Raw genomic sequence first — 18,395 nt, 5'->3', positions numbered from 1 at the left:
GTTTCACTAAATTCTATTCGTTTGATTTCCGCCACTGTTTTGAGGATTTCCGTTTTCCACAATCATCACAAGTCTGTGGCCAGTTAATTTTCCATTCAAAATATTCATCTCTGGTAATCGCACCAGATTTCAGTTCTTCTTTTCTAAGAGTCCATTCTTTCAGAAAATCGTTGAGAACTCTATAATTAAACCACATACCAACAGGCGAATGTGCAGGCCAGCTATCAGAATCATGGTAGCGGATAGCGGCATCGTCACTGGAATTTGATTTTTCACCTGGATATGTCTCTAGTTGAAAGAGATTAATCATGCCGGGATTAAATTCATCAATCCAGAACAGAATTTCCATCAGTTCAGAGGCGTCCATCGTGGTTGGCTCATGTAGTGTCAGTGGGTTTACGTCCAGAATCTTAGCCATTTCAGTTACCAGATCTTTGCGGGGAACCCGGTAATTCGTTTCATATTGGGCAAGACGATTTGCACCTTTATCGCCCCAACCGAGGGCAGCACCAAGTTCTGCCTGTGTCATATTCCGGAATGTCCGGATTTTTTTTATTTTATCACCGATTGTCATATCAGATTTCCCACTTTCTTTTTGATAAATCCATTTTACTACCAAAAACAGTGAATGTAAACAGAAAGATTCGCATTGAAGCGAACAAAACACTTGACATTCGCATGAATGCGAATTAAAATGACAGTACGATAAAGGTTCGCATGAAAGCGAATGTACAGATGAGGATAAATACTTTTTGCAAATTATTGCAAAATGAGGTTGGTAAAATCCTTCTGTCAGGCTTTATTAGTGAGAGGATTTTTTTGAAGTGAACAACATTTTGGTGTTTCCAGGCTGTAATAAGTGAAAGGATATTCAAAAAAACTCTTTTGCACCTTGAAAATTACATGAGCTGTATAATCTGATCTCACAGATGCCATAACCCTGTAAATGATTTTATGGGCGAGCGTCGAAGATACTCCGGAAACGACTGGTAGGCTTGCGAAGAAGCTGGCAGTATTCAGAAATACTCTGATAGAGGTTGACTGTGACGTTGACAACGGGTTATACAAATGGAAGCCAACACGCCGAACAGAATATGCAATGCCATAGTAATAGATAAAATTTGAGAACAAAATGTGAAAGGTAAGGTGATGTGATTGAGAAAATTGTAGGTATAGGACGACTTATACAAAGAATATGTTGGAAAAGAGGTGAGCATCATGGTGAATCAGTCAGTGATAGATTCCAGTGTTAATCTGGAGCAGTTAAAGGACATTGAAGATTTAATTCCTGATATGGATAAAGCTATTTCTGAAAAAGTGGAAACTTTTCTGGATAAATCTGGCGATCAGCCGTATGCTCACATGAATGAAGGGTATGTGGTGATTGTGGAGATGACAGGAGAAATGGATGCTACAGATGCTATTAGTGATTATCTAAGAAAAAGAACGGAGTTGATGTATTAGATGCAAGTCTTGAAAAAATATCTTGCGAAGCTACAGATGTTATGTTAATGTGAGGTCAGGGAAAATGAACGTGATACATGGTTTCTGACTTCAAATTCAATGGAATAAGTAAGTTGGGAGCGATGTAAAATGGAACAAATGCAAATGAATATGCCAGATATATACGATGCTGCATTGTATCTTCGCTTATCGAAAGATGACGTGGAAGAGGGCGATGCGAAGTCAGAGAGCAACAGCATTGCAAATCAGAGAGAGTTACTTCGGAGCTTTGTAAAAAGCCAGCCGGATATTCAGATCTTTGATATATATGTGGATGACGGATACTCAGGAGGAAATTTTGACCGACCTGAGTTTAAACGAATGACAACTGATATAGAAGCTGGAAAAGTAAACTGTGTGATTGTAAAAGACTTATCCAGATTCGGAAGAGAATATATAGAAGCCGGGCGATGGATCGAAAAGACCTACCCGGCTTTAAATGTGCGTTTTATTTCAGTTACAGACCAGTTTGACAGTAAAACAGCAGATTTTTCAGAGAAGTCATTTGTAGTTCCAATCAAAAATTTTGTAAATGAAAGCTATTGCCGAGACATTTCCGGTAAAGTGCGAAGCCATCAGAAAATCAAACGTGAGAAAGGTGAATTTATTGGAGCATTTGCACCGTATGGTTACTGCAAAGATCCGGAGAATAAGAACTGTCTGGTGATTGATTCTTATGCAGCGGATATTGTAAGAAAAATATTTTCATGGAAAATTGATGGGTTCAGTCTTGGAGCAATCGCAGAAAAACTGAATGTACGTCATGTGCAGTCGCCAAAAGAATATAAAAAGGCAAATGGTGAAAATTACAATTCCGGATTCCATAGTTCAGATACACCAAAATGGTCGGCAGTGCAGATTAAAAGGATTCTGACTAACGAGGTTTACATTGGAAACATGGTACAGGGCAAGCAGGAACGAATCAGCTATAAAGTAAAGCAACGTCTGGATAAGCCAGAATCAGAGTGGGTGAAAGTAGAAAATACGCATTCGGCGATTATCCGGCAGAATGATTTTGATGTGGTGCAAAAGTTACTTCAGTATGATGGCAGAGCATCGAAAACATCGGACAGTGCAAACCTTTTTTCGGGTTTTGTATTTTGTGGAGATTGCCATACACCGATGATACGCAGGGTAAATCAATATAAGGGGAAGAAAAAAGCCTTTTATATTTGCCAGACAAAAAATAAAGGTGGAGATTGCACTAGACATAGTATTCCGGAAGAGGTGCTGAAAAGGATTGTATTGAAAGAGATTCAGGCATATACGGCACTTTTCGTAGACTATCAGATGATTATGGAAGAACTTTGTGAGATGCAAGTCAGTTACGATCAGGTAATTGGTTATGATACGCAGATTAGTAAGTTGCAGGAAGAATATAACCGTTATCACAGCCTGAAAGCATCTTTGGGTGATGACTTGAAAGAGGGACTGATCAGTAAAGAGGAGTTCGATGATTTTCGGGAAAGTTACGGAAGAAAATGTGAAGAACTGGAGTAGATGATTGAAAATCAGAAAAAGCTGGTGAAGCAAATGTTTGAGGGTGGAGTGTCTGCAACTGTTCAGTTGGAGGACTGGAAGAAATCACTGGAAATCAAAGAACTGGATCGCACATTGCTGGCACTGACCGTAGATAAAATTTATATTTATGAAAATAAGCAAATTAAAATTCACATCCGTTATCAGGATATGATTGAGAAAATGAAAGTCATAAGACGGTTTTATGCGGAACACCGGACAGAGTGCAGGAAAGAGGCGAGATAAATGGCAAGGACAGCAAAAAGATATAAGAAAAACACAGAGAAGAAAGTTCTTGGGATTCCGGTATGTATGGCTGCAATTTATGCCAGATTATCCGTAGACAGTGATGAAAAAAAGTCAGAATCTATTGAAACACAGGTTACGCTGATAAAAGAGTTCATTCAGAAGCACAATGAAAATCCAGACAGAGAGTATGAAATTGCTGTATATGACATTTATTCTGATCTGGGAAAAACTGGAACAAATTTTGACAGACCGGGATTTGAACGGATGATGAATGATGTCAGGGCAGGTAAAATAAATTGTATTCTGGTAAAGGATTTCTCACGATTTGGAAGAAATTACATCGAAACTGGTAACTATCTGGAAAAGATTCTTCCTTTTATGAAAGTACGGTTTATTTCTGTATGTGACAACTATGATTCATTTGCACCGGATGCCAAGAATCAGGAATTATCCATGAATATCAAGAATCTGGTGAATGATGCTTATGCGAAAGACATTTCCGCAAAAGAACGTGCAGCGAAACGTATTGCACAGAAAAATGGTGAGTATGTGGGATCTACAGCTCCATACGGATATTGTGTGGAAAAGATAAATGAAATTTATAAGTTGATTGTGGAACCAGAAGCTGCAAAGATTGTCCGCAGGATTTTTGAAGAGTATGCTTCAGGAGATGGGATACAGAGCATTATTGACAGGCTGTTTGAGGATGGAGTACATCGTATTTCAGACTATAACCAATATCATCATGTGTACTGTAAGGACGGAGAAAAGCTTCATCAGTGGGGAAATTCTTCGATACGTGCGGTGTTGAACCGAAATAATTATTATGGTGATCTGGTTCAGAGAAAATACGAATCAAGATTTCAAAGAGGGGAAAAATGGTGTGACATACTGGATGAAAGTCAGTGGATTATTACGCCAAATGCCCATGAAGCGATTATCAGTCGAGAATTGTTTGACAAAGCACAGGTCAGGTTAAAAGCAGCACAACAGAAAGCAGCAAAAACTACAGCAGGATGGGAAGAGGATGAAAGAGCATTTTACAATGTATTCTATTGTGGAGATTGTAAGCGAAAAATGTGCACACGCAGATACGGAAATGATGTGCTTTACTTTTGCAATGCTGCCCAGTATCGGGATGAAAGGAAATGTAGTCATAAATCTATTTCCGAAGGAAAACTGCAGAAAATTGTCCGTTCGGAGCTGACCAGACAGTTTCAGTTATCCGACTTACGGAAAAAGGATATGTCTGCTATAAGCAGTGCAGTCTTTCTTGCCAAAATCAAAGAAATTCAAGCAGAGATCAGGAAACTGGATGCAGATATGGAAAAACGTTCAGAAAAACTGGCACAGGCATTCATGCAATATAAAGAGGGTGAACTTTCCAAAGAAGCCTATATAGAAATGAAAGATGACCGTAATAACTGGAAAGCATTCTGCGAAGAGAGAAAGAGAACTCTGGAGCATACCATACAAAAGCTGGAAAAACAGCAGAAAGAAGAAGCCAGATTTTTACGAAGTCTGCTGGAACTGGATGGGACAACCAGAATCAATGCGGAACTTGCGGAGAGCTTGATTGAAAGTATGTATCTATATGGTGATGGCAGACTGGAAATCAACTTCGGGTTTAAGGGGGCGGTAGAACATGAGTGATCAGAAACTGATTATTGGATATTATCGTCTTTCCATGGAAGATGATTCAGAGGGAGAAAGTAACAGCATTATCAATCAGAGAAAACTGGTAAAAGATTATATTTCCAATATCCCGGAACTGGCTTCTATGCCATTTCAGGAGTTCTACGACGACGGGTATTCTGGTTCCAGTATGGATCGTCCGGCAATTAAGCAGGTTTTGGAATTTGCCAGAGAGAACAAAGTACAGTGTATTGTGGTAAAAGATTTTTCACGTTTTGCCAGAAACTATATTGAGATGGGAACTTATCTGGAACAGATTTTTCCATTCCTGGGAGTACGATTCATTTCTATCTCAGACCGATATGATTCTAAAGATTATAAGGGAAAGAGTTCGGATATTGAAGTACAGTTTAAAGGACTGATAGCAGATTTTTATGTGAAAGACCAGTCCGTAAAGGTAAAAGCGGCAGTCAGTACCAGACGAGGAAAAGGTGAGTATTGCTGTGGCTCTGCACCGTATGGGTATCGAATCAATCCTGAAAATAAGAAAGAACTGGTGATTGTAGAGGACGAAGCGGAAGTGATTCGCAGAGTATTTGAACTGACCAATCAGCGATATTCCAAGATGGAGATTTGTAAGTTATTCAATGAAGAGGGTGTATTGACTCCCTTGCAGTCTATGAGCAGACGGCAGAAATCAGACAGCAAGAAAGCTGCATCAAGAGGATTGCAGTGGACGAGTGATATGATACGGAAGATTGTGGATGATAAGACTTATATAGGCTGTATGGTCTATGGAAAGACAAAGATTCCAGATCCCGGAACAGGGAAAGAAGTACCAGTGCCGAGAAATCAGTGGAAAGTGATGGAAAATCACCATGAGCCGATCGTATCAAAAGAAGTTTTTGAAAAAGCACAGTCCCTGCAGATCAGATACACAAAGAAAAGTAAATTTGACAGGGAAACAACACTGTTAGGTGGCTATGTGAAGTGTGGAAATTGTCGCAGAAGTCTGACTTCAAGCAGTCCGGTTCATGGTCATATCCTTTATAGCTGTGCTTACAGTAAAGGAAAAGAAGATACAGGATGTTTTGCAGGGAAAGCTGATAACAAAATGCTGGAGTATATCGTACTGGCAGAAATAAAGGCATATTTACGTCAAAATATTAGTCAGGAACAGATGCAGCAATCTATGAGAAAACAGCATGAGGACAGCATAGAAGCCTATAAGACGGAAAATGCAGATTGTGAAAAACGTCAGGAGCAGATAAAAATTCAAAACCGTCAGAACTATGAGAAATATCACGAAGGACAGATGAATCAGAAACAGTTCATGGAATCCAGGAAGCAGTTGGAAGAAGAAAGAGAACGACTGCAGAAACGTGTACAGGAACTGGAAGAACTGATAAATGGTGAGAAAGAAATCCTGATGAAAAAGAATGTTCCAGTGGAGCAGATGTTGAAGTATTTAGGCTATGAAAAGCTGACACGAGAGATGCTGGAAGAATACGTGCAGGGAATATATGTATATGATGACGGGAGAGTGGAGGTAGAGTGGAAATCATTGACTTGATTTGTAGCAATAATGTAACGTCCACTACTACTGAACTTGTAGCAATGACGTTACATCCTCCCTGCTGATTTTGTGACAATTATATAACGTCCTCTATACAGAAATATGCGGTTTTAAGCCATTTCGGTGGCAAAAAAGCCGCATATTTTTTGTGGCAATGACTTGACATCCTCGGGACGACTCTGTTTGGAAAGTAGTCTGCCAGATTAAAATATTGTATTTATAGAAAAATATGCTATGATATATACACCATGTGTGTATGTAGAGGCAGAATAAATATGGAAATAAAAGAATTACGCGAAAGCACAGGAATGAACAGAAAAGAATTTTGTGAGTACTTTGAAATTCCCTACAGAATTGTAACAGAATGGGAAAGGGGAACAAGAAAAATGCCAGGATTCTTATTCTAAAATGTGGACTGCGGGGAAATCGTGATGAAGAAAAAATTAATTAAGCCATTTGCAATACTGCTGGCTGTCTTTCTGGGATCACTGGAGGTGGGATGGCGTTTTTTTAATATGGTGGTCTGCTGCAAAAGAGGAGAGCACAAAAAGGAAAGAAAGAAATGGTTTGAACTGTCTCATATCAGGGAAAATCATCCCAGGAATGGTTATGCAAGAGAATATAATGAGAGTAAGGCCTGGTGCCTTGAACAGAAGATGCAGAACTGTTATATCAAAAGCATTGACGGATTAAAACTGCATGCATTATACCTGCCGACAGAATATGCAAAACGGATTGTCATATTAAGCCATGGATATCGTGGCAGCCGTTTTGGCACATTGTCATTCATGGCAAAATATCTGCATGAACATCAGTGTGATGTCCTGTTTATAGAACATCGCTGCTGCGGCGACAGCGAGGGAAAATATATTACCTTTGGAGCAAAAGAACAATGGGATGTGCAGCAATGGGCAGTCTATGTATCTGAACGAAACAAAGAGAAGCTTCCAATTTATCTGTATGGACAGTCCATGGGGGCGGCTGCTGTACTGATGGCAGCAGGACATACACTCCCGGCGGAGGTAAAAGGCCTGATCGCGGACTGTGGTTTTCAGTCTATGGAAGGACAGATGCGTGATATGGCAGCTAACTGGTTCCATTTGCATCATATTCCACTGCTTCTGATGGAACTGGACTGGTTCTGTTCTCTTCTGGCAGGATTTCATATGAAAGATGCAGATACTGCCGAAGCTATGAAAAAAAATACAAGACCGGTTCTCTTTTTCCATGGAGAAAAGGACACCTATGTGTATCCGAATAACTCTTTTCAGAATTATATGCTCTGCAGGGCAGAGAAGGAACTGGTGATCATACCGGGAGCACGGCATCTGTGCAGTGCCTATGTGGATCCGGAACTGTATCAGCGCAAGATGATGGAATTCTTTGAGAAATACGATTAAACGGACATAAAAAATCCTGACCGGGATTTATCAGACATAGTACATAGCAGAAATACACCTTTGAACTGTTATGTTAAATGTATGATAAGTCCCGGTCATTTTTTTGTAAAGTGTTCATTAAGTCCTGGGGGTACTGGTATTTCCTGAGAAGATATGATATTTTTTCACCTGAAGCATATATACAATGTTTTCTGTCTCGGATAAAGAAGAAAAACGGGACAATGGAGGTTATCTATTATATGAGAAATTATTATCCTTTGACGGCAGCTCAGAAGATGCATCATAACTGGATCATGGATTATGGTACACAGCAGGTATCCGGTGTAAGTGTTGTGGCTTCTGTACAGGCAGAACTGGATTTTGGATTATTAAAAAAATGTATTCAGATGGAAACAGAGCGTTCAGGCTGTACCAGAGTCCGTTTTACAAAGCCGGATAAAGATGGAAATGTAAAACAGTATATAGAGAAGCAGGATTCGCGAGATATTGAGCTGAAGGATCTGTCGGGAATGGAAAGTCTGGCAAAGGCAGATGAGCTGATGCAGCAGTGGGCTTATGAAACATTTGACGGAGATAATATCCCGATGTGTGAATTTATTATGTTGAAGCTTCCGGAAGGATACAATGGTTTCTTTTTGCATATGGATCACAGACTGATCGATTCCTGTGGGCTTGTAGTTATGATTGAAGACCTGTTCCAATTATATACGCATTACAGATATGGAACAGCCTGCCCACAGGAACTGGTTGATTTTGAGACGGTCCTGAAAAAAGATCTTGCAAAAGCGGGCAATGAAAAGCGTTTTGCAAAAGACAAAAAATTCTGGGATGACCAGCTGGATGCACTGGGTGAGCCGTTATATTCTGATATACAGGGACCGTCTGTACTGGAGGGAGCAAGAAAACGTCATGGAGATCCAAAGCTTCGTGCTTCTGATATTGAAATGAACGAGCTGTTTGTTGCAGTAAAGGATTATCATCTGGAACCGTATGCGACACAGAACCTGATGGATTTCTGTATGAATCATCAACTTTCCATGACGAATCTGCTTCTGCTTGGTATTCGTACTTATCTGTCAAAAGTAAATAACGGACAGGAAGATATTACGATCCAGAATTTTATATCCAGACGTTCTACCCATGACGAATGGACTTCAGGGGGAAGCAGAACCATTATGTTTCCGTGCAGAACAGTGATCTCACCGGAGACAGATTTTCTTTCGGCAGCTTATGAAATCCAGAATATGCAGAATCGAATTTATATGCACAGCAATTACGATCCGGCACTTATCGTGGATGAGATGAGAAAGAGATACCATACACCGGAGCATACCAGCTATGAAAGCTGCTATCTGACCTATCAGCCAATGCCGGTGAAGGTGGAGAATGAAATGCTTGGGACTGTTCGTCAGCATGCCAAATGGTTTGCAAATGGTGCCGCAACCAAAAAAATGTATCTGACCGTATCTCATACTGAGGATGGCGGCATGAACTTCTCCTATCATTATCAGACTGCTCATCTGGAAGAGCATGACATGGAACTGCTTTATTATTATATGATGCGTATTCTTTTTAAGGGGATCGCAGAGCCGGATATGAGCATCGGAGAGATTATGGAACAGGTATAGAAATCAAAAATACGAGGAGGAAATGGAATGAATCAGGAAATGGAATTTAAAAATATTGTAGCGCAGTACAGCAAAGTGAAACCGGAGGAGATGACGGGGAAAATGAGATTCCGTGAGGATCTGGGATTCACTTCTCTGGATTTCATGTCTTTTCTGGGAGAGCTTGAGGATACCTTTGACATTGAACTTGAGGAAACCGAAGTGACCCAAATTACAACTCTTGAAGAGGCGCTTAAGCTTCTGGAGGAGCTTCAGTAAGAATGAAGCTGTTGTCTGCAGAAAAGTGAAGGAGGAGAAAAACATGCTGATCAGGGATATATTAGAAGAAAGTGTACAGAAATTTGGCGAAGTCAAAGCAGTAAAATGGCTTAACAGGAAAGAAGTTCTGGAGAGAAGTTACAGCGAAATATTGAGAAACGTGATTTCCACCAGAAAAGGACTTCTTGCAGAAGACTTTGCAGGAAAGCATATTGCATTGATCGGAACCAGTTCTGTAGAATGGATCGAAAGTTATCTGGGAATTATTACAGGATGTATTACAGCGGTGCCGCTGGACGCAGCACTCCCATGTGAAGAACTGATCGATCTGATAAACCGATCCGATTCTGAAGCACTCTTCTTAAGTCCGAAACACAGACCTTATCTGGAAGCGTTCCTTGCAAACTGTCCGAAACTCCAGAAAGTATGGATGCTTCAGGAAGAGGTGGAGGATGTACCTTCAGGCGTGTACAGTATCAATGAGCTGAGAAACACAGGAATTAACGCATCAGCAGATGCTTCCTGCCCGTCAGCAGAAGATATTGCGACGATTATCTTTACGTCCGGAACGACAGGAAAGAGCAAAGGGGTTATGCTGACACAGAATAATCTGGCATCTAATGTTGAGGCAGTTAAGATTTCAGCAGAACCCGGAACTGCCATGCTCAGTGTACTTCCAATCCATCATGCATTCTGTCTTGTCATGGACTGGCTGAAAGGTTTTTCTCAGGGAGCAACTATCTGTATTAATGACTCTCTGCTTCATATGGTCAGAAATATGAGCATTTTTAAACCCGATATCATGCTCATGGTTCCGATGATGATTGAAACAATTTATAAGAGACTGGCAGCAGCTGATCCACAAATCCCGAAGGCAGTTCTTGCAGAAAAAGTTTTCGGTGGAAAACTGCAGACGATTTTTACCGGTGGCGCACATCTGGATCCGTACTATATTGATCGTTTTGCAGAGTATGGTGTTCAGATTCTGGAAGGATATGGCATGTCGGAATGTTCTCCTGTTATCAGTAATAATACGCCGGAAAATCATAAGCCGGGTTCTATTGGAAGACCACTTGAGAATGTGGAGATAAGATTTGAAAATGGTGAGATTCTGGTAAAAGGCACAAGTGTTATGAAAGGGTATTATCAGATGCCGGACGAGACAGCTGAAACACTGAAAGATGGCTGGCTGCATACTGGCGACAAGGGTTATATGGATGAAGATGGATATCTCTTTATTAATGGCCGGGTGAAAAATCTGATCATTCTATCCAATGGAGAAAATGTATCTCCGGAAGAAATCGAGAACAAGCTTGCACTGAATCCGCTTGTGGGTGAAGTTATTGTAACAGGTGAGGACAATGGTCTTACAGCCCGAATTTATCCGGAACAGGCAGTTGTGGAGGCAAAGGCACTGGATACGGAGATGATTCGTTCACAGCTTCAGGAATTTCTGGATGAATACAATAAAAATCAGCCGACCTACCGTCGTATTACAGGTCTGGTGATCCGGAAAAATCCGTTTATACGCAGCACGACAAAGAAAATCAGGAGACAGGATGTCCTGATCGATGAGCCACAGGCATAATAAAAACCCGTTTGAGTGAATTGCTCAGACGGGTTTTGCTATGCTGTTTATATGCAGGACACTCAGGATAAAAGAGGCAGCATGCCAGACAGGAAAATCTGAGTCAGAATTCCTGCAATTACTTCTGGTGCAAGATCAAAATTATCCCTTGTCCATTTGTGAAGGACACCGATCGTACTGCCGATCGCACAGGTGATCACGTAAGATATTTCCTCTTTTGTATGTCTGCCGGGTCTGGCACTGGAGGTAGTAGCGGTGACATAGTGATGAAGCATAGTCAGCATTTTTTCGAATAGATCATTCCCGTGAGGTGTACTCAGAAGACTGGAAAGAAAAGGATTTTCCATTGTATAGCGGCAGATCGTCAAAAAATAGGACTGACAGATATCGCGGTCATTTTCAGGATGAAATTTTTCCATTATGGAGAAAACATCATGGATCGTCTTTTCTTCAACAGCAGATACAAGAGAGGGGATGTCCTGATAATGATTATAAAAAGTGCTTCTCGCGATACCAGCTGTTTTTGTGATATCGGATACAGTGATCTGGTCAGGAGTTTTTTTCTTTATTAGTTTAAAAAAAGCGCCCAGGATGGCTTCATCTGCCACAGAATATCTTTCGTCAGGAACTGGATTTTGCATAGTCGCTTCCCTCCCATAGCTTATCAGCATTCTTGAATAAAGTATAACACAAATCCATTTCTTTATATAGTAAAGAAAAAGCGGAATGTGAAAAGCGATTGGAGCAAATAAAAACTCAGAACCTTCAGGGGTATGAAGAATATCGAAATGGGGAAATTACTCGAGATCAGTTCGCTTCAACCAAAACTCAACTGGAAAAAGAGAAACTAAATTTACAGAAACGTATTCAAGAAGTTGAAAATCTAATCGGTGATGAGAAAGAAATATTGTTGAAGAAAAACATACCGGTTGATCAGATGATTGAATTTATGGGATTTGAAAAGTTGACACCGGAAGTGCTTCAAAAATATGTAAAAGCCATTTATATGCATGATGATGGAAGGATAGAGATGTGTTGGAAAGAATTGAAATAATAGATTTTGTAGTCTTTATACAACATCCACTATATGAAAGTCTATAGCATTTATATAACGTCCACCCCCTGTATTTTTGTAACCTTAATGAAACGTCCTCTGTATGAAAACAACGGTTTTATGGGAAAAAAACGCAAAAAAAATAGTAAAAACTTTGTGGTTTTTACTTGACATCCTCGGGACGGTTGTGTCTGGCAGAGAGTATCCCATACGGTATATCCTGAACATATAGAAATGGACAGGATTTTTAGATACGATCCTGAGATCCTGCCATTGATGTGGAGATGAATTCAGTTACTGTCAGAGGTGCTAGTGCAAATATTGAAGCATTCACGCATAATGTAGATAAACAAAAACACAACTATAAAAAGAAGGAGGATAGGGTATGGGTTTATTTGATAAGAAGATCTGTGATATCTGCGGAGAGAAAATAGGTTTATTGGGAAACAGAAAACTGGATGACGGAAATCTGTGTAAGGATTGTGCAAAAAAATTGTCACCATGGTTTGAAGACCGGCGGCACAGTACGGTAGAGGATATAAAACGTCAACTGGAATATCGTGAAAAGAACAAAAAAGCCGTAATGGATTTTTGTATAACCCGTCAGATCAATACCAGAAATTATAATGTTTTTATTGATGATAATAAGGGGAATTTTACTGTTGCACGGAAGCTGGATGTCAATGAAAATCCGGACATAGTTCCTTTATCCGCTGTTGTGCAGTGTAGAGTTGATGTGGAACGACAGCAGAACGAGGAAACATATACAACAAAGGATGGAGAAACCGTAAGCTATCAGCCACCGGTATATAAGTATGAATTTGATTATACTATGCGTATTAAAGTAAAAACTCCATGGTTTGATGATATGGATTTTCGTCTGAATACTTTTTCCATAAGCAGCGATAACAGAGGCGAATTGATGGAAGTGGAGCAGACAGGTCATCAGATCATAGCCGCCTTGACACCAAATGCGGCTGGAATGCAGGAGCCCGGGATGCAGATGAATAACGGAATGCAGCAGCCTGGGATGCAGATGAACAGCAGAATGCAGCAATCTGGAATGCAGATGAATAACGGAATGCAGCAGTCCGGGATGTACATGAACAATGGAATGCAGCAGCCTGGAATGAATATAAACAATGGAATGCAGCAGCCCGGGATGAATATGAACAACGGAATGCAGCAGTCCGGGATGAATATGAACAACGGAATGCAGCAGCCTGGGATGAATATGAACAATGGAATGCAGGAGCCCGGGATGAATATGAACAACGGAATACAGCAACCCGGGATGCAGATGAACAATGGAATGCAGCAGCCCGGCGGTTTGTGGAAATGTCAGTGCGGTGCAGAGAATACCGGAAGGTTCTGCGAATACTGTGGCCAGCCAAGACCATTTTGAGTGATGATAGACAGAGTGGACAGAATTGTTCACTCTGTTTGTGATAACAGGGGTTGAGAATGGATGATTTCTCTGAAAACTATATAATAAAATAGAGTTTTATAGTATACTTATCACAGAGGTGTATTAATGAGAGAGGAATTTTCATGACATACAATAAAAAAAGGGCACTGTCGTATGGAGGAATCCTGATAAGTGTATTTCTGGCGTATTTCTGCAGGCTGGGAAGACCGGAAAATGTTTTTATGAGAAATCTCGCAGATCAGTGTCGTAACTGTATTTATCTGGGAATGTATTGTGCCTGGGTGATCTATCTGGAAAAGCATGTAGTGCATAGAAAAACGCGCAGATGTCTGACTGCAATTGGCTGTCTGATGGTATTCTGGTTCTTTGTGCGGACAGTAAAATTCCATATTTTTTATGATCCGCTTGGAGAACATATCTGCTGGTATCTGTATTATATTCCGATGATCCTGATACCGGTCCTTGGACTGGCAGCAGCAATGTTTCTGGGTGAAAAGGACGGCGAGAAAACAGGCAGAAAAATCATTGCGTTGCTGGCTTTTGCGGTGGTTATGATCGTCTGTGTTTTTACAAATGACCTGCATCAGCTGGTGTTTCGGTTTTCCGGGCGGCCTCCGTTTTCGGACAGAGATTACAGCTATGGTATTCTTTTTATAGTGATCCAGGGATGGATCATATTTTGTCTGATATGGATGGAAATTATGCTGATCAGAAAAAGCAGGATCCCGGGAAGGAAACAATTCTGGCTGCCGGTTATTCCGGGAATATTGCTTCTGGGATGGAATATCGGGAATTTACTCCGCCTGCCTCTGATCAAAACAATTGCCGGGGATATGACAGCAGTATGCTGCCTTTTAATGGCGGCAATTTATCAGGGGTGTATATTATGCGGCCTGATACAGACAAATAATCGATATTTTGAATTATTCCAGACCTCCGGAGGACTGGATGCAGAGATTACGGATGATTCTTTTCAGTGTTATTATCATTCCGGTGATTTTCCGGAGCTGTCACCGGAACTGCGTAAAATTGTAATAAACAGATCAGCTGTACAGGAACAGGGAATCCGGATCAACCATATTCCTATAAGAGGAGGGCATTTGTTCTGGTCGGAAGATATTTCAGTACTTTTGGATCAGTATCAGGATATCCGGGAACAGCAGGAGGAGTTGACTGCCAGAAATCGTCTGCTGCAGAAAACCTATCAGAAAGAGGCTGAGCGAAGAAAAACGGAAGAACAGAACCGGCTTCTGAACATGATACAGAATCAGACAGCCGGGCAGCTGGAATTGCTGTCACAGCTGATGGATGAGTTGGAAAGAACGGAGTCAAGGGAACACTATGACCGGATCCTGGGAAAGATCGTGGCTGTTGGTACATATTTAAAGAGAAGAAAAAATCTGGTATTGACACAATATGCATCAGACGGAAATCTGCTTACAATGGAGGATCTCAGACAGAGTCTTGCGGAATCCTGTGACAGCTTAAAATTATGCAAGATCCGGGCGGCTTATTATGTCGAAAATGGGGAAGTACAGCTGAATGCAGATGATATACTGAAATGCTATGATACCTTTGAATGGCTTGTGGAACGATTATTTGATACAATGCAGTCTGTTTTTTATCGTGTGTCGCAGATCGATGATGCTCTGCGTATTTCAGTTCATATTGTAGCAGAAGAAGATCTGCGGGGATTAATGTCAGAAAGACCGGAATTAGATGTGCAGCAGGAAGATGAAAACGAATGGTTTATCGGATGTATCGTATTCAGAAAGAGAGGCGGAAGATGACTGATTTTGCGGAATGCAGTATGGCAATGCAGGATTTTCTGATGATCCTTCTTGAAATCTGCCTGATTCTGGAATTGATCCTTCTGTTGATAAGGATAACCTGTTTTTACGGGAAAAAGAAAATTATAACAGCAGTGACTGTTTTTGCAGTTTCTTTTATGCTTATGGGCTTTCTGATGAATGATCACAGATATTGCCAGGATGAAAGTGCATATCAGCTAATGCTCCGGGGGTGTCCGGTCAGTGTTTTGATGGCAGCGATGGTGGTATTGTTGCTTTATCTTTGCCGGGCAATCTGTAGAGAGAGACGCAGATATCAACATTCTTTGTCTTACTGGTCCGTGAATGAAGCTGTTGATGATGTTCCCTGCGGGGTGTGTTTTTCGGATCCTCTTGGAAGAATCGTTTTGTGCAATACCAAGATGCAGGAACTGAGCAGGATAATGACAGGCTCCTATCTGCAGGATTATGAGGTATTGCGGAAAGTAATAGATGGAGTATCCGAAGCAAAGGGACTTCGCAGATTAAGCAGCGACAGTAATGTATTTTATTTTCCGGATGCTTCCGTCTGGATGTTTCAGGAATATCGTCTGCAGGAGCCGGATTGTGCAGGATATCTGCAGACAGTGGCAGTTAATGTATCAGAAATTTATTACAATGGTGAAAAGATCAGAGCAAATAATGAAAAGCTGGAAATCCTGAATCATAAGCTGGAGGAAATGTATGAAAAAATCGGAGATAAAATAAGAGAGCAGGAGACACTTGCCATGAAAATGCAGGTTCATGACAATTTTGGCCGAAGCCTTCTGTCAATACGCAGGATATTGGAAAGAAAAGAAACTCAGGATAAAATGGATAAACAGTTATCTGCATTAAAGCATCTGGTCTATATTCTTACAGATTCTTCTGTTGAGAATATGGAAGAATTATGCGCGGATACGATCAGGCATGCAGAAGAGCTTGGAATTTGTGTTCAGATCAGCGGAAATTTGCCTCAGCATCCCTCCTACAGGCTGCTGACAGACAGAGCGATCCGTGAATGTGTGACAAATTGTGCCAGACACGCCCATGGCAGTACGGTTCTGGTGAAGATAGACAAAGGTGCAAATGAATACAGCATCCGGATAACGAATGATGGAGATGCACCTGAAAAAAATGCAGAAGAAGGTGGTGGTCTGTCAGCACTGAGAAAAGCAGCGGAGTCAGAGAAATGTATTATGCAGGTTTCTTTTTCACCGGAGTTTTGTCTGGTGTTAAAAATGCCGCTGGCAGAAAGGATGGGAGTCTATGGTACGGATACTGATAGTAGAAGATCAGAGGATCATGCAGAAGTATTTTGAAAGTATTATTATGCGGGAACCGGAATTCCGACATGTCCAGACAGTTTCGGATGCCTGTGAAGCTGTAAAGATCTGCTCTTACTCGGCAATTGATCTTGTACTTATGGATGTGCAGACATTTCATAATCATGATGGGCTAAGTGCTGGAAAGATCATCAGGGAAAAATATCCATATACAAAGGTATTGGTCGTTACTTCGCTGATCGATCCCAAGGTGCTGGAAAGGGCAAAGAGCGGATGCGCAGACAGTCTCTGGTATAAGGATCACGGTGAAGAGGAAATACGGAGTGTGATCTACAGAACGTTAAATGGGGAGCATGTATTTCCGGATGTGTCACCGAGGGTGGAACTTAACTGGATCACAAGCGGTGATATCAGTCCCAGACAGCTGGAGATGCTGCGTCTGTACATTCACGGGATGTCATATTCCGAGATCGCAAGAAAAATGGACTGCTCTGCTTCAGGAGTGAGATGGAATTTTCAGGAAATGATCGCCAAGGCGGGATACAGCTGCAAAGAGGATCTGATAGCAGCTGCACTGGAAAGTAAACTGATCGTAACCACACTGAAATAGAAGATCCACAGAATGCAGAAACATATTCAGATAGAGGAAATTTGGCGTGAGCTGACGGAGCATTCATAAATACATCATAAAATTTTGAATAATAGAAGAAAGAGGAAACAGACATGAGCGATTTTTTGACAGAAAAAAATAAAAAAACAGGAATACTGGGGAAACTGAAATGGGTTCTTTGTGGCTTTTTTATACTTTTTTCCCTGGGAGCTATTGGCGCATCGGAGAAGTATATCCGTGAAGGGCGCTGGGGAATGGCAGCAACAGAGATCATACTTGGATTGCTGTTTCTGTATCCGACCTTCCGGGAGATACAAAAAACATTAAAGAAGAAAAAAGCCGGAGAAATTGCCTGCTGGTTTGAATCCTATGCTCAGAATACCGTCTCATTTGAAAAGCTTGAGCAGGAACTGGGAAAAGGTGCAGTGAAAAAGCTGGAAAAATTTATTGCCGGGGGATATATCCGGAATATCCAGATAGACAGAGAAGGAAATTATATTATGATCACTGCACCGAACAGACGCGTAAATGAGAAGATCTATATTACAGTTACCTGCCCCAGCTGCGGTGCAAAGAATCAGGTAATAAAAGGTCGTCTGAGCACCTGTGAATATTGCGGACAGCGTCTTACTCCATGATAAAAGACACCTTTCGGATCTGTCCTGTTAAAGGTAAAATCCTTGTGCAATATGCTCAATGTATAAAAAGGATATTTTATAAACAAAATTATATAAGTTGCATATAACTAACGTATGCAGCATAACAGAAGTTGTACAAATATCCGTACACCCATAGACGATTGGGATGAAATCATAGAATAAATTTATAAAAATAGCTAATAAAACTGGATAAT

General features: G+C 40.9%; 18 protein-coding genes. 16 read left to right on the top strand and 2 right to left on the bottom strand.

Annotated elements, in window-relative coordinates:
- Positions 1-13 precede the first annotated feature (13 nt).
- Positions 14-574 carry a helix-turn-helix domain-containing protein gene (locus tag GPK88_RS18245; RefSeq protein WP_215708116.1) on the bottom strand — a complete coding sequence of 187 codons (561 nt, stop codon included), beginning with the start codon at positions 572-574 and terminating at the stop codon, positions 14-16.
- Between the two features lie 644 nt (positions 575-1,218).
- Here GPK88_RS18245 and GPK88_RS18240 point away from each other — a divergent pair.
- The 10 genes from GPK88_RS18240 to GPK88_RS18200 all read left to right on the top strand — a co-directional run bounded on the left by GPK88_RS18240 (position 1,219) and on the right by GPK88_RS18200 (position 11,355).
- Positions 1,219-1,464, top strand: a complete 246-nt coding sequence (locus GPK88_RS18240) for a DUF6870 family protein (protein ID WP_173907272.1) — start codon at positions 1,219-1,221, stop codon at positions 1,462-1,464.
- Between the two features lie 129 nt (positions 1,465-1,593).
- Positions 1,594-3,003: a recombinase family protein gene (locus GPK88_RS18235; RefSeq protein WP_252197817.1), complete on the top strand. Its 1,410-nt coding sequence runs from the start codon at positions 1,594-1,596 to the stop codon at positions 3,001-3,003.
- Complete coding sequence (locus tag GPK88_RS19935) at positions 3,004-3,267, top strand: hypothetical protein (protein WP_252197816.1); 264 nt, start codon at positions 3,004-3,006, stop codon at positions 3,265-3,267.
- Positions 3,268-4,923, top strand: coding sequence for a recombinase family protein (locus GPK88_RS18230; protein WP_215708115.1), 1,656 nt, complete (start codon positions 3,268-3,270; stop codon positions 4,921-4,923).
- Entirely contained in the window at positions 4,916-6,478 is a 1,563-nt protein-coding gene (locus GPK88_RS18225; protein WP_215708114.1) for a recombinase family protein, read from the top strand. The genes GPK88_RS18230 and GPK88_RS18225 overlap by 8 nt, the downstream gene beginning before the upstream one ends.
- Positions 6,479-6,756: 278 nt before the next feature.
- Entirely contained in the window at positions 6,757-6,888 is a 132-nt protein-coding gene (locus GPK88_RS18220; protein ID WP_118071794.1) for a helix-turn-helix domain-containing protein, read from the top strand.
- 24 nt (positions 6,889-6,912) lie between these two features.
- A complete protein-coding gene (locus GPK88_RS18215; protein WP_118061855.1) occupies positions 6,913-7,881 on the top strand; it encodes an alpha/beta hydrolase in 969 nt (322 codons plus the stop codon).
- 239 nt (positions 7,882-8,120) lie between these two features.
- Positions 8,121-9,509, top strand: coding sequence for a condensation domain-containing protein (locus GPK88_RS18210; RefSeq protein WP_117688437.1), 1,389 nt, complete (start codon positions 8,121-8,123; stop codon positions 9,507-9,509).
- 27 nt (positions 9,510-9,536) lie between these two features.
- A complete protein-coding gene (locus tag GPK88_RS18205) occupies positions 9,537-9,767 on the top strand; it encodes an acyl carrier protein (RefSeq protein ID WP_117688436.1) in 231 nt (76 codons plus the stop codon).
- A gap of 43 nt (positions 9,768-9,810) precedes the next feature.
- The gene (locus tag GPK88_RS18200) at positions 9,811-11,355 is read left to right on the top strand and encodes an AMP-dependent synthetase/ligase (RefSeq protein ID WP_118061856.1); all 1,545 of its coding nucleotides are present in this window, start codon (positions 9,811-9,813) and stop codon (positions 11,353-11,355) included.
- Between the two features lie 62 nt (positions 11,356-11,417).
- Here the strand turns inward: GPK88_RS18200 and GPK88_RS18195 are convergent, their stop codons facing one another.
- Positions 11,418-11,996: a TetR/AcrR family transcriptional regulator gene (locus GPK88_RS18195; protein WP_118061857.1), complete on the bottom strand. Its 579-nt coding sequence runs from the start codon at positions 11,994-11,996 to the stop codon at positions 11,418-11,420.
- 98 nt (positions 11,997-12,094) lie between these two features.
- On the opposite strand from GPK88_RS18195, the gene GPK88_RS18190 reads away from it, so the two are divergent.
- The 6 genes from GPK88_RS18190 to GPK88_RS18165 all read left to right on the top strand — a co-directional run bounded on the left by GPK88_RS18190 (position 12,095) and on the right by GPK88_RS18165 (position 18,180).
- Complete coding sequence (locus GPK88_RS18190; protein WP_118061858.1) at positions 12,095-12,409, top strand: hypothetical protein; 315 nt, start codon at positions 12,095-12,097, stop codon at positions 12,407-12,409.
- 385 nt (positions 12,410-12,794) lie between these two features.
- Complete coding sequence (locus GPK88_RS18185; protein ID WP_174096211.1) at positions 12,795-13,814, top strand: DUF4428 domain-containing protein; 1,020 nt, start codon at positions 12,795-12,797, stop codon at positions 13,812-13,814.
- 245 nt (positions 13,815-14,059) lie between these two features.
- Positions 14,060-15,628 (top strand): histidine kinase N-terminal 7TM domain-containing protein, encoded by a 1,569-nt coding sequence (locus GPK88_RS18180; protein ID WP_252197815.1) that lies wholly within the window; start codon positions 14,060-14,062, stop codon positions 15,626-15,628.
- Positions 15,625-16,968, top strand: a complete 1,344-nt coding sequence (locus tag GPK88_RS18175) for a sensor histidine kinase (protein WP_252197814.1) — start codon at positions 15,625-15,627, stop codon at positions 16,966-16,968. The genes GPK88_RS18180 and GPK88_RS18175 overlap by 4 nt, the downstream gene beginning before the upstream one ends.
- Positions 16,916-17,542: a response regulator transcription factor gene (locus tag GPK88_RS18170; protein WP_178704724.1), complete on the top strand. Its 627-nt coding sequence runs from the start codon at positions 16,916-16,918 to the stop codon at positions 17,540-17,542. Before GPK88_RS18175 ends, GPK88_RS18170 begins: the two co-directional genes overlap by 53 nt.
- A 113-nt stretch (positions 17,543-17,655) precedes the next feature.
- Positions 17,656-18,180: a hypothetical protein gene (locus tag GPK88_RS18165; RefSeq protein WP_118752731.1), complete on the top strand. Its 525-nt coding sequence runs from the start codon at positions 17,656-17,658 to the stop codon at positions 18,178-18,180.
- Positions 18,181-18,395 lie beyond the last annotated feature (215 nt).

This window comes from Blautia sp. MCC269, from assembly GCF_018785655.1.
GTDB lineage: Bacteria > Bacillota > Clostridia > Lachnospirales > Lachnospiraceae > Blautia_A.
This window is presented reverse-complemented; position numbering and strand designations above follow the sequence as displayed.

What these genes read in the sequence shown, in the direction of transcription:
- GPK88_RS18245 (WP_215708116.1), bottom strand. Translation starts at nt 574, where the DNA reads ATGACAATCGGTGATAAAATAAAAAAAATCCGGACATTCCGGAATATG.
- GPK88_RS18240 (WP_173907272.1), top strand. Translation starts at nt 1,219, where the DNA reads ATGGTGAATCAGTCAGTGATAGATTCCAGTGTTAATCTGGAGCAGTTA.
- GPK88_RS18235 (WP_252197817.1), top strand. Translation starts at nt 1,594, where the DNA reads ATGGAACAAATGCAAATGAATATGCCAGATATATACGATGCTGCATTG.
- GPK88_RS19935 (WP_252197816.1), top strand. Translation starts at nt 3,004, where the DNA reads ATGATTGAAAATCAGAAAAAGCTGGTGAAGCAAATGTTTGAGGGTGGA.
- GPK88_RS18230 (WP_215708115.1), top strand. Translation starts at nt 3,268, where the DNA reads ATGGCAAGGACAGCAAAAAGATATAAGAAAAACACAGAGAAGAAAGTT.
- GPK88_RS18225 (WP_215708114.1), top strand. Translation starts at nt 4,916, where the DNA reads ATGAGTGATCAGAAACTGATTATTGGATATTATCGTCTTTCCATGGAA.
- GPK88_RS18220 (WP_118071794.1), top strand. Translation starts at nt 6,757, where the DNA reads ATGGAAATAAAAGAATTACGCGAAAGCACAGGAATGAACAGAAAAGAA.
- GPK88_RS18215 (WP_118061855.1), top strand. Translation starts at nt 6,913, where the DNA reads ATGAAGAAAAAATTAATTAAGCCATTTGCAATACTGCTGGCTGTCTTT.
- GPK88_RS18210 (WP_117688437.1), top strand. Translation starts at nt 8,121, where the DNA reads ATGAGAAATTATTATCCTTTGACGGCAGCTCAGAAGATGCATCATAAC.
- GPK88_RS18205 (WP_117688436.1), top strand. Translation starts at nt 9,537, where the DNA reads ATGAATCAGGAAATGGAATTTAAAAATATTGTAGCGCAGTACAGCAAA.
- GPK88_RS18200 (WP_118061856.1), top strand. Translation starts at nt 9,811, where the DNA reads ATGCTGATCAGGGATATATTAGAAGAAAGTGTACAGAAATTTGGCGAA.
- GPK88_RS18195 (WP_118061857.1), bottom strand. Translation starts at nt 11,996, where the DNA reads ATGCAAAATCCAGTTCCTGACGAAAGATATTCTGTGGCAGATGAAGCC.
- GPK88_RS18185 (WP_174096211.1), top strand. Translation starts at nt 12,795, where the DNA reads ATGGGTTTATTTGATAAGAAGATCTGTGATATCTGCGGAGAGAAAATA.
- GPK88_RS18180 (WP_252197815.1), top strand. Translation starts at nt 14,060, where the DNA reads ATGAGAAATCTCGCAGATCAGTGTCGTAACTGTATTTATCTGGGAATG.
- GPK88_RS18175 (WP_252197814.1), top strand. Translation starts at nt 15,625, where the DNA reads ATGACTGATTTTGCGGAATGCAGTATGGCAATGCAGGATTTTCTGATG.
- GPK88_RS18170 (WP_178704724.1), top strand. Translation starts at nt 16,916, where the DNA reads ATGGTACGGATACTGATAGTAGAAGATCAGAGGATCATGCAGAAGTAT.
- GPK88_RS18165 (WP_118752731.1), top strand. Translation starts at nt 17,656, where the DNA reads ATGAGCGATTTTTTGACAGAAAAAAATAAAAAAACAGGAATACTGGGG.